This window comes from Cytobacillus sp. FSL W7-1323, assembly GCF_038595015.1.
Taxonomy (GTDB): Bacteria; Bacillota; Bacilli; order Bacillales; family Cytobacillaceae; genus Cytobacillus; species Cytobacillus kochii.
In genome coordinates this window covers 2,292,318-2,309,036 of record NZ_CP151998.1, presented here as the reverse complement: position 1 = coordinate 2,309,036, position 16,719 = coordinate 2,292,318, and the positions used below count along the sequence as shown (strand labels likewise).

The window sequence follows — 16,719 nt, the reverse complement described above, 5'->3', positions numbered from 1 at the left end:
TACGTATTAGTTATGTTTTACACAAAGTAGTTTCTTTTTGTTTACGCATTTTAAAATTTTCATAATAGAATTCAATTTTTCTTCTGGAGAAGTAAGTATGTTTTAAAGAAATTTTGAAGAAAAATCCACAAACCTCTCTCTTTATCGATGGAATACATACTTTAGTAAAGGATGTATTCTCATTTGTTTTTTAGATGTAAAATAGATCTTAGGTACTATTGGTTAACAAAGGATAAATTTCCTTTTTGTAAATATAAATGAAAGTAGTTGAATACTTGTAGAATGTGGTGAAAATAAAAAGCAGCTGCTCAAATTAAATAATAACAATGTTTGAGCTCCTTGATGATTTACTACCGAAGAGGTGCAAATCCTAAAAGCACTCGAAATGATAAAGGAATATATGGAGTTGATTCTTAATGGCTCGTTATCAATGATAAAACCTTGGACGCAAATGAAACAGCAAGGGCATGAGCTTATTACCATATCAAATAGAAGAGAAAGCAATTTTTTTCTATAATATTGATATTTTTTGAGAAAGAAATTATACTTATATAAGTAATATATGGCTAATAGGTAAAGAGATTGCCTATTACTATATAATAATAGGTGAATGGTGAGATGGATAACGAGTAGCTTCTGCTGCTTTGCTATTAGCCCGCCATAAAATAGTTTATGAAAACAAACTATTTTATGGCGGGCTTATTTTATGCATAGAGAAATAGGTTTAACAAATGGTCACATGAGGACCATAAGATTACATTTTCACTATACACTTACCTTGGAAAAACTGTGACTTTATTATTGGAGGACGCTTTTAATGAATATCGAACATCAATTCAATATGATTATAAGAGAAATTCGAAAAAAACATGTAGGCAATGGACCAAGAGAAATGACTACAAAATTTACAGGCTGTTGGGCGATTACGGAAATGAAAGGGAACTTAACAAATGTCGAGAAGTTCATGATTGAATCAACGAAAGGCTACCAAGTAGTCCATGAAGCTCGAACAACCCTTATCAAACAATTATATAGCGATAAAGAAAAGGTTGAAAAACTTGAAGTACTCGTTGGTGCTCAATTAATCAATATTTTTACTGATATTGATTTGGAAAAAGATATTGCGATGACGATTTATGTTTTTGATAAACCTTTGCAAGTATAACTCTCAACTCTTTAAGATGATTAAAATTGGAAAAATAGGTGATTAAAATCGATATAAAAGAAATGTTAAATCAAGTTCCTGTTGTGAATGAAGAAGAAGGACGGTTATTATTAACTAACTTAAATACGCAAATGATTAAACTATTTCAGGAAAAGGAAATCGCAATCTATTATTCACTATTAGAGGATGTTTTGAAGATTGCAAAACATTTAAATTTAGATACGGTAATTAAATATTTCGGAATCACCCCCGTGGTGAAGGCAAATGAAAGCATGCAGTTCCAAGAGATCTTTCGTTGTCTTCACACAAAGGAAAGGAATAATAATTGGTTCTTGGATTTCTTTTCTTTATATTTAGGTGTTTCTGTTATTTATGGCTTTAAACCTGAAGAAATTAAAAGAGCTGATTCCTAATAAAGAGAAAACATTTCAATCCCTTTTGTTGAAATGTTTTTTTATGCAGTGATAAATGAATAAAATATTCTGTTAATTGAAAGCATTTTACTTGTATTTGTTATCATTCTTTGTAAAATGAAAGCAAGGAGTGATAAAGATGGTAGAAAAAATTGCAGGGCATAGTTTATTGGAAAAGGTGTCATTTGGAAATGGGCAATTAAAAAGCAGGGTAGTAATGGCACCAATGACAAGAGGGTTCTCACCAAATGGTGTACCAGATGAAAAGGTAGCACAATATTATCGCAGGAGAGCAGAAAATGGTGTAGGCCTTATTATTACTGAAGGCACAGCGATTGATCATCCATCAGCAGTTGCTGGTGAAACAATTCCCCTTTTTTATGGCGAGGATGCACTAAAAGGTTGGGCAAATGTAGTAGCTCAAGTACATGAAGCCGGCGGGAAGATTATTCCACAATTATGGCATGTTGGTGCAGCAAGAAAAGCCGGGAGTCTACCTAACATCGATTCACCGCCTGTCAGTCCTTCAGGCATCACGTTAAAAGGAAAGAAAATTGATCAAATCAAGGTACTTACAGAAGAAGATATACATGACCTAGTTGATGCGTATGCAAAGGCTGCTAAATCTGCCAAAGAGATTGGATTTGATGGCATCGAATTACACGGAGCTCACGGTTATCTCATTGATCAATTTTTCTGGGAACTGACTAATAAACGGACAGATCAGTATGGTGGAGACCTACAGGAACGCTCTACATTTGCAGCAGAGGTCGTTAAGGCATGCAGACAAAGTGTTGGTCCCGATTTTCCAATTGTTTTCCGCTATTCTCAATGGAAGGGTACAGATTACAAAGCCAAGTTAGCGAATAATAGTAAGGAGCTTGCGACCATATTATTACCTTTAGTTGAAGCGGGTGTAGATATTTTTCATTGTTCAACAAGACGCATATGGGAACCAGAATTTGTAGATGAACACCCTACATATAACTTGGCTGCTTGGACAAAGAAAATCACACAAAAACCAACAATTGCAGTTGGATCCATTGGCATTAATCGCGCATATTTAAGTAGTGAAGACAATGCACAAATCACCATTGAAAAAAATCTTAAAATTGTCGATGAAAAAATGAATGCTGGTGAATATGATTACGTGGCAATCGGTCGTGCCCTACTTGCAGATCCAGAATGGGTAACTAAGTTAAAAGATGGGGCACTTGATCAGGTGAAAATTTATACAAAAGAAGCAGAAGGCACCCTCTATTAATGGTAAACTATTTTAAAAACCGATTGATAAGAATCGGTTTTTTCCAGTTGTCTCTTCCCGCCATAGAGGAGGACCTTATGTAGCAAGATTGAATGTAATGAAGAGACGAATCGAAAAGATATTTTCTTATAATTATTGGTATGAATGTCGAATGTCTTTACTTAATTTCATTCTCTCTATACAATGAACAGGTTTCGTAAGATTGTTTTTTTTACTCGAAAGCTTTCATAAGATAATGATTTCTATAATTATGCTTTTATCAATGTTTTTGTCCTTTGTAAATAGGGAATATTGAAAGTATAATGGCTTGTAGCAGAAAAATGAATACCGCAAACCTAATTCCTTGTAAACAGATGGGTATAATGTTATATTAATCAAAAATCGAAAGAGGAGAGAAAAGTATGACCAAAACGATTCCACCAATTGTTTCAACCCAATGGTTAGAGGAACATTTAAATGATGAAAATATCCGCATACTAGACGCGACGACTTTCTTAAAGTTACCAGATGGTGATGGACCTTACTCTGTAACGAACGGACGAGACGCTTATAAAGAAGAGCATATTCCAGGTGCTGTGCATGCAGATGTAGTAAACGAATTAGCAAACCCAGATGATCCAAAAGCATTTACATTGCCATCCCGAGAAAGGTTCGTAGAAGGGATTGAAAAATTGGGTGTCGGTGATGGTACGCATGTAATTATTTATGACAAAATCGCTGAAGTCGGCTCCCCAAATGCCGCGTCTGATTGGGCATCACGTGTTTGGTGGCAACTTCGCTTCGAAGGGTTTGATAATGTCTCAATCTTAAACGGCGGGTTTAGAAAATGGAAAGAAGAAGGTAGAGAAATTAAGTCTGGAATTGAATATTATCCAAAAGCAACTTTTAATGGTAGAAGAAGACGGGAATTATTAGCTACAAAAGAAGATGTCAAAAAAGCGATTGATGATCCCAACATGATTATTATGAATTGTTTATCACCAGATGTCTTTAGTGGTAAGAAAAACACTTACGGCCGTCCCGGTCATATCCCTAATAGTAAAAATGTCTTCTTTGCCGACTTATCAGATGATGAATCACTTCTCATTAAAGATGAAGAAAAATTACGTGAAATTTTTGAGCCGACCGGTGTATTTGATCAATCTAAAAAAGTCATCACTTATTGTGGCGGTGGGATTGCTGCTACATGGAATGCTTTCATTCTATATACACTAGGCCGTAAAGATGTCGCTGTATACGATGGTTCCATGACAGAATGGGTGCAAGACGAAAACGCGCCACTAGTAACAACCAACCAATAATGAATAAATTCTTTCCACGAATGTTCTCGCATTCGTGGTTTTTCTTTTTGCGAAAAATAAGCATTTACATAAATGATCGTTTACACTATATTCTATATTAATACTAAATAAGGTGTGGACAAATATATGACTCAAAAAAGATTATCCGATTCCATTGCTGATGACATTATCTCTATGATTGTCATTGAGAAACGTTTTCAACCTGGAGATAAGCTACCTAACGAAAATGAATTATCGGAAGAATTGAATATTAGTCGAACAACTTTAAGAGAAGCGATTAGAATCCTCGTTACAAATGGCATTGTCGAAATCAAAAGAGGTAGAGGGACTTTTATAAAAGAAGCTTTGGATATTGACCATATGCAACATTTCGGATTGCTTACAGATGCAAAAATTAATGCGAAAGATTTGTATGAAATGCGCTTAATATTTGAACCAGAAGCTGCATACTATGCGACCATTCGTGCAAGTGACCAAGAAATGAAAAGAATTATCGATTATGGATTACAAATTGAAGAGAAGATTAAAAAAAAGCAAGATCGAACGGCTGAAGAGCAGAAATTTCATCAATCAATCGTTAAAGCGACGCATAATGAATTTATGGAAAAGCTCATGCCTGTCATTTATCAAGCCATCGATAAAGGTGTGATTTTATCAGTCGAAAAAGAGGTTGCAATTAAAGATACATTGACTGATCATCAAATGATTATGGATTTTATGATGAATCGTAACCCTGAAGGAGCAAGAAGTGCGATGAAAATTCATATATTACATGCAATGAGTGAATTAGGAATTGAATAAAAAGCAAAAAAGAGCATCTTTTTGTATAAGATGCTCTTTTTGTCTAACAACGTTATTGACAGCAGACAACTTACGTTTTACAATACATTATACAAATAATCAAAATAATGAAAATTGAAGGTGTGGTTGTAAATGAGAAGAAGCGATACGATTAAACTTGGAGTAGATAGAGCTCCTCACCGTAGTCTTTTATATGCGACAGGAAAAGTTAAAGCAAAAGATTTAGAGAAACCATTTATTGGTGTATGTAATTCATATATTGACATTATTCCTGGACATGTTCATTTACGAGAATTTGCAGATGTGGTTAAAGAAGCAATCATTGAAGCAGGTGGCATTCCCTTTGAATTTAATACAATCGGTGTTGATGATGGAATAGCCATGGGGCATATTGGTATGCGTTATTCCTTACCTAGCAGAGAGTTAATTGCTGATAGTGCGGAAACCGTTATTAATGCCCACTGGTTTGATGGCGTTTTTTATATTCCAAACTGTGACAAGATCACTCCTGGTATGTTAATGGCAGCGGCGCGTACAAATGTCCCTTCCGTTTTTGTTTCAGGTGGACCGATGGAAGCAGGAACAAGTGCGAGCGGAAAACAACTTTCATTAACATCTGTTTTCGAAGGAGTAGGAGCTTTTAAGTCAGGAAAAATGACAGAAGAAGAGTTCAATGATATTGAAAATAATGCGTGTCCAACATGTGGGTCTTGTTCAGGGATGTTTACAGCTAATTCAATGAACTGCTTAATGGAAATGCTAGGTGTCGCTCTTCCTGGTAACGGATCGATTGTCGCAACAAGTGCAAAACGGAAAGAGTTAATCTATGAAGCTGCTAAACATTTAGTTCGCATGATTGAAGAAGATGTGAAACCACGTGACATCATTACGAAAGAAGCCATTGATGATGCCTTTGCTTTAGATATGGCGATGGGTGGTTCGACTAATACAGTGCTTCACACTTTGGCAATCGCAAATGAAGCTGGTATTGATTATAATCTTGAAGATATTAATAAAATCGCTGCCCGTGTACCATATTTAGCAAAAATTATGCCAGCGTCAGATTATTCAATGGATGATATTAATAAAGCTGGGGGCATTAGTGCAATCATTAATGAATTAACGAAAATTCCAAATGCCATTCATCCAGAGAGAATAACGATTACAGGTAAAACAATGGGTGAGTTAGTAAGTGGACATGACATTACTAATGAACAAGTCATTCGTCCTAAAGATAATCCCTATAGCCCAGTTGGTGGCCTTTCCATCTTATATGGAAATATCGCCCCTGAAGGTGCTGTCATCAAAGTCGGCGCAGTGGACCCAACGATTCAAGAGTTTGAAGGAGAAGCAATTGTTTTTGAGTCACAAGAAGAAGCACAACAAGCAATCGATAATGGAGCTGTAAGAGAAGGTCATGTTGTTGTCATCAGGTATGAGGGACCTAAAGGTGGTCCAGGAATGCCGGAAATGCTAGCACCAACTTCAGCCATTATGGGTCGAGGATTAGGTAGTTCAGTTGCTTTGCTAACAGACGGTCGTTTTTCCGGAGCATCACGCGGAATTTCCATTGGTCATATTTCTCCAGAAGCTGCTGAGGGTGGCCCAATCGCACTTATTGAAAATGGAGATATCATTGTGATCGACTTACCTAACAGAACGATGAACGTAAAATTATCTGATGAAGAATTAGCTAACCGAAAAAAATCATTACAACCATTTGAACCAAAGATTAAAAATGGCTGGTTGGGAAGGTACTCCAAACTAGTAACAAATGCATCAAAAGGTGGCGTAATGAGCATTTAATTATAGTTAAGTAAAGAAACTTCATTTTAGATAATGAGGTTTCTTACTTATTATTTTTTAAGGCTATTACTATAATTAACTTTGTAATAGACGAACAATGTAATTGGCAAGCCCAGAGATTTTAAAAATATTAAAAGTACGGGTCATAAAACATGATAAAACTTTCACACATCTCTGAGATTGGGGATGAGACGTTACAAAGTTATTTTTGATTGTTACGCGAAACAGTAGAATGAAATCGTAAAATCTATTAACTACGTGGAATCTAGCATTCCAGGTAGTTTTTAAATAATTTCTTAGCACGCTTATACCTGCAATAATTTCGTCTACTTTGTAGTAATATACATATTTTTCTCTACTACATAATTATAAATTCCCCCTTAATTTTGAAAAACATTTGTAGCTATATGATAAAAGAAAGTCTCTTATTACAACTTGCACTTGTATTTTACGTGTTTCTTCCTTTATAAAAACTCAAAGTACCTTTTAAGTTTACCAAAAATTCTCATCAAATGGCTTCAAACTAGAGGGAATATGTTTTCTGGTTGTCTAAATATATATATAACCTAAATTAATTTTGAGATTCATTTGATCGGACTCAATTCTACAAAAGAACATATGAAGTATTTTAAGGTCTGAAGTAAAAAGAGCACTTATTTTTAAAGGAGGATATATGGAAAAAGAGTATCTTGGTCAATGTCGTGGTTGTGGTGAGGGGATTTATTGTCATGGCGGATTTTTAGGTGGTGTTCTTGAAGCTGATGGTAAAATGATTTGTTTTTCTTGCTTTGAGGAAGAAACCACTGGTTATCATTCAAAAAAACAATAGAGCAATATGGATGGAATTACTCGCCTCGTGATTTGATAAGAAGAGGGCTTGTATAGAATTTTCTCGAACGGTCCACAATACTCCTTAATAGAAGGGAGTGAAGCAGTTTGACGAAAGTACCTAATAACGGCAGTAAGAACCAAAGCTCACCGCAAGGAACTCAAAGCGCAATAAGTGGTGATAATAGTAAGGGAAATAAACGAAACAAAGATCAAAAAAGAAAACCAGAATAAGATCATTTTTGGCTTGTTAGCTTTTGAAGTTAACAAGCTTTTATTTAGGTGATTTTTAGTTTCACTCAATACAGGCGTTGAGAGGACTTTAACTTGAATGGAATATAATAATTTAGTCTGCTATATCACTTTAATGTAGTAAATTTTATTTTTAAGAATTGTTTATGAAAATTTTCGATTTAATCTCTAAAAGAGAAATGCTTTGAAATGTGCATTGTTCAAGAGATGGTTTTATGGTAAAAATAAGTTAATGAAACTTATATACAGCTATATTACCTCAGAGGAACTTCATTAAAAAAGATGTAGGGAGCGTTGAATGATGGATAATAAACGTTTTGAAACAATTTATTCTCAAGGGAAAATAGAAATTTTTAAGATTATTCGAGATAATGAAACCGGAGTGATGTATATGTTCCATTATGCAGGTCCGGTCAGTGGATTAACTGTTATGGTTGATTCAGATGGTAAACCTTTAATAGATAAGGACTTTAAGAAATAGTGTGTAATTAATTAACTGAAAATTCAGTCCTATTAAGCAGGTATGTGTATGGATAAACATGTGAATAAATATTCGGAATTTCAGTTGTTTCTCTTTGGAACAGTTAAGATACGATTATTTTTCCAAGGGGAGACTTTTCTTATTCGGTAGGTTGGACGTTCAATCAATCTGCTTTTATTCGTGCGAGAGGTCACTCTATATCTTGAACAGGAGAGTTCGTGTTGAAGGAAAATGATTTATTTATAAGAAAAATGTGTGAAAATGACTATCAGTATATGAATAAATGGTTAAGTACGAAAGAAGTGTTGACATTCTACGGAGATGTTAATGAACCTTTTTCTCTAGAAATGGTGAAAGAGAAATACGGTCCTCGTATAGACGGCGAAATCAATGTCCCACCATTTATCGTAGAACTCAAAGATCAACCGATTGGATTTATGCAGTATTATCAGGTAGATAATGAATATTTTGGATTTGGGGACAATGAACTGATTTATGGAATCGATCAGTTCATCGGTGAACCAATGCTTTTCGGAAAAGGTATTGGAACAAGAATGGTGAAACTATTTGTTGAATACATTGCGCAAAGAACTGAAGCAAAGATGGTTATTTTAGATACTGCGACAAACAATCATCGTGCTATTGCTTGTTATGAAAAAGTTGGGTTTACGAAAATGAGAAAAATAAATAAGGATAGTCATTGGTTGATGGTATATTCTTTGAAGTAGTGCGCAATGTTTGAGTAAAATAAATTAAAATTGCAAAGATATGTTCGCCGTTAATATTCACTAGGAAGCTTCTTTATGTTGAAGGAAGCTTTTTTTTATAAAAATTTATATCACTTTATGATATAACTATAGACACTTATATCATAAAGTGATATATTCTTAATATATCCGTTTGTGATATATCAAAAAAAGGATACATTAAGGATGATGTAAATTGAAATCAGAAGTGCAGATAACCGATTCTATGTTTTATATTATGACAGCACTAACCCGTCCAAGGCATGGATATGCAATTATGTCTTTGATCGAAGTGACTACACAGGGGAGAATAGCCATTGGACCAGCCTCGATGTATACGATTATAAAGAAGCTCTTAAAACAAGAATGGATTTATTTGCAGGACGGTTCAGATTCAAGAAGAAAAGTATATGAATTGACTAAACAAGGTAAAGTGGTTTTAAAAGATGAAATGAATGTGAGAAAGCTAATGGTTCAATTAGCTGAAGAAGGATTGGGTGGAATGGACAATGAGTAAATCAAAGTATATGATGTCTGGTGGGTTAGCATTTGCAGAAAGTAAAGATATGGAGAAACTGAGGCAGCAGTCTCTTAAAGGGTGGCATGTTAAAAAGCTAAGTTTCATGGGATATACATTGGTGAAAGGTGAAGAAGAAGAGTATATATACAGCATTGATTACCGTACAGTAGAAGAAAATGAGGAAGAGGAATATTTAAGCTATTTTGAAGACGCAGGTTGGAACCACGTTTTCTCAGAAGCAGGTATTCATTTATTTCGCGCCGATCCTGGTACTGAACCAATTTATTCAGATATGGAAACACTTGCCCAAAAACATGAAGAATCCTTAAGTAACACGGCAAGATGGGGAATAGGAGCAATAGTGTTGTTTGCAGTAAGTTCTTGGACGGGTACAATATTTACAACTGGAATGATAGCAAATATACTCACAGTTGTAGCAGTAATATTAACGATGATAGTAGTACCAGCTGTTTGGACAGCGATTAAAATTCAATCAAATAAATGGAAAGTTCAAGGGAAACAAAGAAGTGTATTTTTCATAAATACAATAATCATATTATTTTTAGCTACATTGACAATTTTTCTGTTTTATGGAAGCGGTCCAAATGATGCAATTAAAACGCTCGCTTATATGCTTATAGGTGCTTTTGTGCTACCTATATTCATCTGGTCAATTTTATCTTTTTATCATAAGCTCTTAGGGCGGTGATTTTAGATTTAATCAAAGTAAGTATAAGTTCAGTCGAACAAACTCATGATTTTAACACGAAAAAAAGGCATAGAGATATATGCCTTTTTTTGTGTTTAACTAAATAAACCGACCATAATGGATGTTAAGGTAGACGCCAATGTTGCTGCTAATAGAATCTTCAAACCAAATTTAGCAACGACTGCCGCTTTTTCACCATTAATAGCTTGAATCGAACCACTAATAATACCAATTGAACTAAAGTTAGCGAAAGAGATCAAGAATGTTGAAATAATCGCAACTGTTTTCTCTGAAAGCTCTCCAATAAGTGGTTGGAATTGTAACATTGCAACAAATTCGTTTGTAGCAAGTTTTGTTCCCATAATGGATCCTGCTGTAATAATTTCATTTGATGGTATACCCATCAACCAGGCAACAGGAGCAAATATATAACCTAGTATTGTTGTTAGATCCATACCGAATATTCCATCAAACATGGCATTAAGTAAAGCCATTAACGCAATATAGGCAACAAGCATAGCTGCAACGATTAAAGCTACTTTACCACCATCAAGTGCACCGTTAGAAATAGCTTCGAATAATGATTTTGACCCCGTTACGTCTTTTACATCAATTTCTTCTTTTTCATTGTTTTTGATCGGAGCCATCATTGTCGCGATAATCAAGCCTGAAAGCGAATTCAAAATCATCGCTATTAAAACATATTGAGGAGGAACCATTGTCATGTAAGAGCCCATAATACTAGCTGATACACTCCCCATTGCTGATGTACTAATAATAAATAGTTTGTTATCACTCATTCTTGCTAAATGTGATTTAATCGCCAATAGTGCTTCACTTTGGCCAAAGAAAATGGAGTTAATACTATTGAATGTAACTACTGTTGACAAACCGGTAATTTTCGCTAAAAACCCACCAATATACTTAATAGCGAGTGGTAAAACTCTAATATAAGTAAGAATGGATAATAATGCTGAAGTGAAAATAATGAGCATAAGTACATTCATAAAGAAGACTGTTTGTCCTTCTTGCACCAAGCCACCTAATACAAAATCAATACCTTCATAACCAAAATTTAAAACAGTTGTAACGCCATTAGAAATCCATTCAACTAACTTTAAACCAATGGTTGTTTGGAACATGAATAAAGTAATGATAATCTGTAAGACAACCATAATAGCAATCGCTTTATAGTTGATATTTTTTTTATCATTGGAAATAAGGTATGCTAAGCCGAGAACGAGAAAAAAACCTAAAATTCCTATTAAAATATTTACCATGATGTCTCCCCTTAAAAAGTTTTCTCCAATAGTATTGATGATAAGGTAGTATGACATCTGATGTCAAATGAATATTAAAAAATGACAGAAATTGCATTATTCAATGTATTAAGAATGAGTGCACAACTTTTCATTCTCACTACTTTAGTGATGGGTATAAAGAATTAAAACAATTATAACTCATTATTTACATTCTCTTTATATTTCACCCTCATAATGAGAACAAGGGGGAGAGATATGGAAAATGTTTTAGACGCAATCAAAGGGATTGTTGGAAAACTTTCTTTACAAGCAAGACTCTTGATTATTGTTATTACTATTCTGCTTTTTTCAGCAACAGTAGTGACAATGATTTCTATTAGTAAATCAAAAGAAACTATTATTGGCTTTATGGAACAAAGACTTGATAAGGAAACGAGTTATATTTATGAAATTGCCCAAAATTTATTACTCATATACATAGGTGACGAGAGTGAGTACACAACAAAACTGAATCAAGTGATCAGAAGACAGGAATCACAATTAGCCCAAGATGGATTCAGTGCATATTTCTTTTTGATTAATCAAAACAGAGCAGACCCTTTTTCTGTCAGTGAAAATCGACCAATTAACTTTCCTGATAACGTTGTTGAAACTATTACTCAACAACAAAATGGAATCATTGAGCGTGACATGAATGGGGAAACCTACACGATAGCATTTCGTAACATTCAAGAATTAAAGGGAATCTACACTATTGCTATACCTCAATCACAGTATCTACAAACATTAACAGAAATGAGCCAGTTTATTGGTGTAACAGTCCTTTTATGTTTGTTAGTAACTGGAGTGATTGTCATTCTTTTAGTAAGAAATTTGACCAACCCTATTTCAAAGTTAACAATAATGATGAGACAGGCTAGTAAAGGACAACTAATAAATGATATAAAAATGGAAAGTACAACACCTGAAATTGTCTCACTTATTAATAGTTATCAAACAATGATTGCTCATATGAGGAATTTATTAACAAATATAATGGATGCTACAGACAATTTATCCCAATCAGGCAATAGTCTTGATCATATTTCTCATAAAGTAAAATTAGAAAATGAAGAATTATTAGTCGGTATTCAAGTAGTAAAACAGGGAGCAGAGCAAACTGCCATTAGTTCTGAAGAGAGTATTAAGAAGTTTCAATCTATGAAAGAAAAAACCAATAAATTATTTGATAGTATGGATAGTATGATGAAAAAAGCATATACAATGGAAGGTACTGCGGTAGATGGTGAAGAGAGTATAAGTAAAGTCATCGCCACATTTGAATCTTTTTCAACTTCATTTTCAAAAATGACTCACACTGTTGCCCAAATGAATAACTATTTTTCTTCTATTGAAAAGGTGACCTCAGTTATACAAGATATTTCAACTCAAACAAAGCTGCTAGCTTTAAATGCTTCCATAGAAGCAGCGCGAGCAGGGGAATCAGGGCGCAGTTTTGCAGTAGTGGCAACTGAAGTCGGGGCTTTGGCAGAAAAATCAGCACAAGCTGTTGAACTAGTCAAAGAAAATATTATTTCAATGAAAGACATCTCATCTAGAACACTTTTTGAATCTGAAGAAACGAATAACCATTTTATACAATATAAAGAGATCATGACTAAGAATCGAACAGCATTCGATTTGTTAATGAAAGAAGTCCTTTCTGTTTGTAACATTATAGATGAATCAAAACGACAATTAGTTGGTTTACAGACTATTCTACCGCAAATGGAGGACAAAACAGAATATGCTTTAGCGATTTCGCAAGAGACTTTAGCAAAATCAGAGCAAATGGTGAAGGATTCAAACCATTTAATGAAGGAAGTGGCACAAAGTCACGAAGAGGGTTTAAAGATTAGCTCACTTGCACGAAAATTAAAGGAAGTAAATAAGGGGTATCAAATTTAAGTATAGCCCAAATTTTTAAAAATAGACCATTGTCCTTGTCCACATTCCCTGCTTGTACATATAGTATAGTAATCCTTCTGAAAAACTGATTCACCTCAAACGGAGAAAAAGACAGCTCGCCCAGGCTGTCTTTTTCATATTTCTATTCAAACAATCCAATGAAGGCAACCAGCTTTTCATCAGTTAATAGTTAACAAAGTATTTGGGAGAATCTTTACTTGTTGAGATAGGCATATAATTTGCATGATACATAATTGTTTAGATACCTATGAGAGAAAGGGAGATTTCGTTGGAAAATGAGTTATGGGATAAAGAAATACACCGGATGAAAAACAACCATTTTCGTCAACTAATTGGGGTGAAGTTGGAAGAAATTGATGATGGTAAGGCGATACTTATTCTACCGGTAAGTAAGAAATTACTACAACCGAATCAAGTTGTTCATGGAGGCGTAATATCAGTTTTAATCGATTCTGTCATTGGGACAGCTGTTAGAACCATTCTCACAGATCATCATAATGCTATGACAGCTGAAATGAATATTAATTATTTCCGCCCAGTTTCAAAAGGCGTGATAAAAGCAGAAGGCAAAATTATTCATAAAGGAGGGACCCTTGTAGTTGGTGTAGCAGATATATTTGATGAAGATGGAAAGCTATTAGCAACAGGGAGAGCAACTTATGTGTTAAAAAGCAAGAAACAATAGCGTTTATGATTGAGGATCCCTCTGCTTGCAGGAGGGATTTTTCAATTAAAAAAACTAGCATCCAACCTAACCGCCGCCCCATTTATCCAGTGTGTATCAAACCTGCTCAGTTAAAAAACTAAATATGCGTTTAATAAGACTAACATTCATGAAAATGATGTTCCCAAATAACAGTATGAAATCTTTTATTTGTTTCATTTTAAAAAGCTAGTATTTTATTTTGAAACACATTCATCGTTTTGATATTTGAATTTCACCCTCCGTCACTTAAGATTCTCTATAACAAGAATAGTTATCTCCATTATTTTAATTATTCTAAATTTTTTGGCACACAAATTGCAACAAGGTTAATAATTACTTCATGAAAGGAGTCTTTTATGCGGAATGAATTAAAATCTCTATTTGAGCCTGAAAGTATTGCCATTATAGGCTGTTCCCCTGACAAAAAAAAAATTGGTGGCAGACCGTTAGATTATTTATTGAAATATGGATTCTTAGGAAGCATTTTTCCAGTTAATCCTAATTATGAAATGATCGAAGACATGCAGTGTTATGAGACCATTATGCATGTTCCAAGTGAGATTGATCTAGCAATTATTGCGTTGCCACAAAAATTAGTTCTCCATACATTTCTAGCTTGTATCAAAAAGAATGTGAAGTCTGTTGTTATTTTTAGTGCTGGCTTCTCAGAATTAGGGGAAGATGGCAAAAAAGACCAAGAGCAAATTACTGCCCTTGCCAAAAAACATCATATTAGAGTATTAGGGCCGAATTGTTTAGGGTTATTTAATTCAAGTAAAAGAATGTATGCTACCTTTTCCACCATATTAGAAAACGAAGAACCATTAACTGAAGGGAAAATTGGTTTCGTCAGTCAAAGTGGGGCATTTGGATCACATGTTTTTACTTTAGCAAGACAACATCATATCGGTTTTAGTCACTTTGTTGCCACTGGAAATGAAAGTGATATTGATGTGGCAGATTGCATCGAGTATTTGGTACATGATGATAAAACAAGTGTGATTGCCTGTTATCTTGAAGGAGCAAAAGATGGAAAAAAATTAATCAATATGTTTAAGTTAGCTGCGCAAAAGAAAAAGCCAATCGTCTTACTAAAAGTAGGAAAGTCAGATGTAGGTATGCAGGCGGCTATGTCACATACCGGTTCAATGGTCGGCTCTGATTCGGTATATGACACGATTTTTAAACAGTACGGCGTCTACAGGGCAGAGACGATCGATGAGTTTATTGATGTAGCAAACGCATTCGCACAATTACCGCGGATGAAAGGGGACCGCGTAGCCATTTTTACGGTCTCTGGAGGTGTAGGCATTATGCTTTCCGACCAAGTAATAGAAAACGGACTCACTTTACCAGAAACGCCTAAAGAAGTTCAAAGACATTTAAAATCAATTATTCCTATTGCTGGAGTGAAAAACCCCCTCGATACTACAGCACAAGTCTCTTACATGCCGACATTATTAGAAGAGTTTATGAAAGCGGTTTTAGAGAGTGGGCAATATGATGCAGCAATAGTGTTCTTAGGCTTTTCAGGATTGAAACCGGATTCATTAGCTACAAAGCTTACATCTCTGATGCATATGAAACAACAATTTCCTGATATTCCTTGTGTCATGGTTACATTATGTAATCCCGAAGCAAAAAAATTAATCCATGAATCGGGAATGGTCTTAAATGAAGACCCAACTAGAGCTGTAAAGATTCTTTCCGCAATGAATGAATTGAGAAAATCTAAAAACCATCTAGAAGAAATGTCTGCTGACGAGGGTGTGAGGGTACCGCTTGATCGAATCAATCAATTCATTTCATACTCTAGTAAAAAAGCGTTAACAGAATTTCAAAGCAAACAAATAGTGAGTCATTACAAGATTCCTATAACAGTAGAGCAATTGGCACTATCTCCAACAGAAGCGGTGGAATCGGCAAATTCAATAGGGTATCCAGTAGTGTTAAAAGGCATGTCACCACAAATATTACATAAAACTGAAAAGGGACTAGTGCAATTAAATATTAACAGTGACCAAGAAGTCAAAGATGTTTTCAATCAACTTAAAACGATTATTCAAAACGAAGAAGAGGCAACATTTGATGGTGTGTTAATACAGGAAATGATAAACGATCATTCGATAGAAATGTATGTCGGTGCAAAGAAAGACCCCATTTTCGGCCAAATGATACTTGTCGGTTTAGGCGGAATTTTTATTGAAGTTTTTAAGGATGTCTCAATGAGAAAAGCGCCGGTATCGCCAAAAGTTGCGAAAGAAATGGTAGAGGAATTAAAAGCAAGCCAGATTTTAAAAGGGTTTAGAGGAAAAACTCAGTACGACGTTGACTCATTATGTAATCTCATTTCACGGTTTAGTTTTGTAATCAGTATGCAAGAAGGGGTTTTAGAGGAAGTTGACCTAAACCCTATTATGGTGTTTGAAGGTAGGAAAGGTGTAAAGGTTGCGGACGCATTGATGAAATTAAGTTAAATAAATAATGAAGGAGGATT

General features: G+C 34.7%; 16 protein-coding genes. 15 read left to right on the top strand and 1 reads right to left on the bottom strand.

All coding sequences use genetic code 11. The annotated features are described in order from the left end of the window. The first annotated feature begins 817 nt into the window (after window positions 1-817). The 12 genes from MKX67_RS11840 (at window position 818) to MKX67_RS11785 (ending at window position 10,286) form a co-directional block, all read left to right on the top strand. On the top strand, window positions 818-1,165 hold the full coding sequence (locus tag MKX67_RS11840) for a DUF2294 domain-containing protein (protein ID WP_340974967.1): 348 nt from the start codon (window positions 818-820) through the stop codon (window positions 1,163-1,165). Between the two features lie 38 nt (window positions 1,166-1,203). Continuing rightward, entirely contained in the window at window positions 1,204-1,578 is a 375-nt protein-coding gene (locus MKX67_RS11835) for a hypothetical protein (RefSeq protein ID WP_224936479.1), read from the top strand. Window positions 1,579-1,717: 139 nt separating this feature from the next. Next, a complete protein-coding gene (locus MKX67_RS11830) occupies window positions 1,718-2,842 on the top strand; it encodes an NADH:flavin oxidoreductase (RefSeq protein WP_224936478.1) in 1,125 nt (374 codons plus the stop codon). A 401-nt stretch (window positions 2,843-3,243) separates the two neighbouring features. Continuing rightward, window positions 3,244-4,143, top strand: a complete 900-nt coding sequence (locus tag MKX67_RS11825; RefSeq protein ID WP_342488221.1) for a sulfurtransferase — start codon at window positions 3,244-3,246, stop codon at window positions 4,141-4,143. Between the two features lie 126 nt (window positions 4,144-4,269). Beyond that, window positions 4,270-4,944: a FadR/GntR family transcriptional regulator gene (locus tag MKX67_RS11820; RefSeq protein ID WP_342488220.1), complete on the top strand. Its 675-nt coding sequence runs from the start codon at window positions 4,270-4,272 to the stop codon at window positions 4,942-4,944. A gap of 132 nt (window positions 4,945-5,076) precedes the next feature. Further along, window positions 5,077-6,750 carry a dihydroxy-acid dehydratase gene (ilvD, locus tag MKX67_RS11815; RefSeq protein WP_307313873.1) on the top strand — a complete coding sequence of 558 codons (1,674 nt, stop codon included), beginning with the start codon at window positions 5,077-5,079 and terminating at the stop codon, window positions 6,748-6,750. A 673-nt stretch (window positions 6,751-7,423) separates the two neighbouring features. Continuing rightward, window positions 7,424-7,579, top strand: coding sequence for a hypothetical protein (locus MKX67_RS11810; RefSeq protein WP_342488217.1), 156 nt, complete (start codon window positions 7,424-7,426; stop codon window positions 7,577-7,579). Window positions 7,580-7,686: 107 nt separating this feature from the next. Then, on the top strand, window positions 7,687-7,812 hold the full coding sequence (locus MKX67_RS11805; protein ID WP_281203241.1) for a hypothetical protein: 126 nt from the start codon (window positions 7,687-7,689) through the stop codon (window positions 7,810-7,812). Between the two features lie 319 nt (window positions 7,813-8,131). Next, entirely contained in the window at window positions 8,132-8,311 is a 180-nt protein-coding gene (locus tag MKX67_RS11800) for a DUF6440 family protein (protein WP_307313880.1), read from the top strand. Between the two features lie 221 nt (window positions 8,312-8,532). Then, a complete protein-coding gene (locus tag MKX67_RS11795) occupies window positions 8,533-9,039 on the top strand; it encodes a GNAT family N-acetyltransferase (protein ID WP_341055559.1) in 507 nt (168 codons plus the stop codon). Window positions 9,040-9,253: 214 nt separating this feature from the next. After that, window positions 9,254-9,574 (top strand): PadR family transcriptional regulator, encoded by a 321-nt coding sequence (locus tag MKX67_RS11790; RefSeq protein WP_341055557.1) that lies wholly within the window; start codon window positions 9,254-9,256, stop codon window positions 9,572-9,574. After that, a complete protein-coding gene (locus tag MKX67_RS11785; RefSeq protein WP_307313888.1) occupies window positions 9,567-10,286 on the top strand; it encodes a DUF2812 domain-containing protein in 720 nt (239 codons plus the stop codon). Before MKX67_RS11790 ends, MKX67_RS11785 begins: the two co-directional genes overlap by 8 nt. Window positions 10,287-10,381: 95 nt before the next feature. Here the strand turns inward: MKX67_RS11785 and MKX67_RS11780 are convergent, their stop codons facing one another. Beyond that, a complete protein-coding gene (locus MKX67_RS11780; protein ID WP_095373276.1) occupies window positions 10,382-11,566 on the bottom strand; it encodes a nucleoside transporter C-terminal domain-containing protein in 1,185 nt (394 codons plus the stop codon). A 237-nt stretch (window positions 11,567-11,803) separates the two neighbouring features. Here MKX67_RS11780 and MKX67_RS11775 point away from each other — a divergent pair, with 237 nt between their 5' ends. The 3 genes from MKX67_RS11775 to MKX67_RS11765 all read left to right on the top strand — a co-directional run bounded on the left by MKX67_RS11775 (window position 11,804) and on the right by MKX67_RS11765 (window position 16,699). After that, window positions 11,804-13,495 carry a methyl-accepting chemotaxis protein gene (locus MKX67_RS11775; RefSeq protein ID WP_342488212.1) on the top strand — a complete coding sequence of 564 codons (1,692 nt, stop codon included), beginning with the start codon at window positions 11,804-11,806 and terminating at the stop codon, window positions 13,493-13,495. Window positions 13,496-13,784: 289 nt separating this feature from the next. Continuing rightward, window positions 13,785-14,201: a PaaI family thioesterase gene (locus MKX67_RS11770; protein ID WP_307313896.1), complete on the top strand. Its 417-nt coding sequence runs from the start codon at window positions 13,785-13,787 to the stop codon at window positions 14,199-14,201. A 377-nt stretch (window positions 14,202-14,578) separates the two neighbouring features. Continuing rightward, window positions 14,579-16,699, top strand: a complete 2,121-nt coding sequence (locus tag MKX67_RS11765) for an acetate--CoA ligase family protein (RefSeq protein WP_342488210.1) — start codon at window positions 14,579-14,581, stop codon at window positions 16,697-16,699. The last annotated feature ends 20 nt before the right edge of the window (window positions 16,700-16,719 follow it).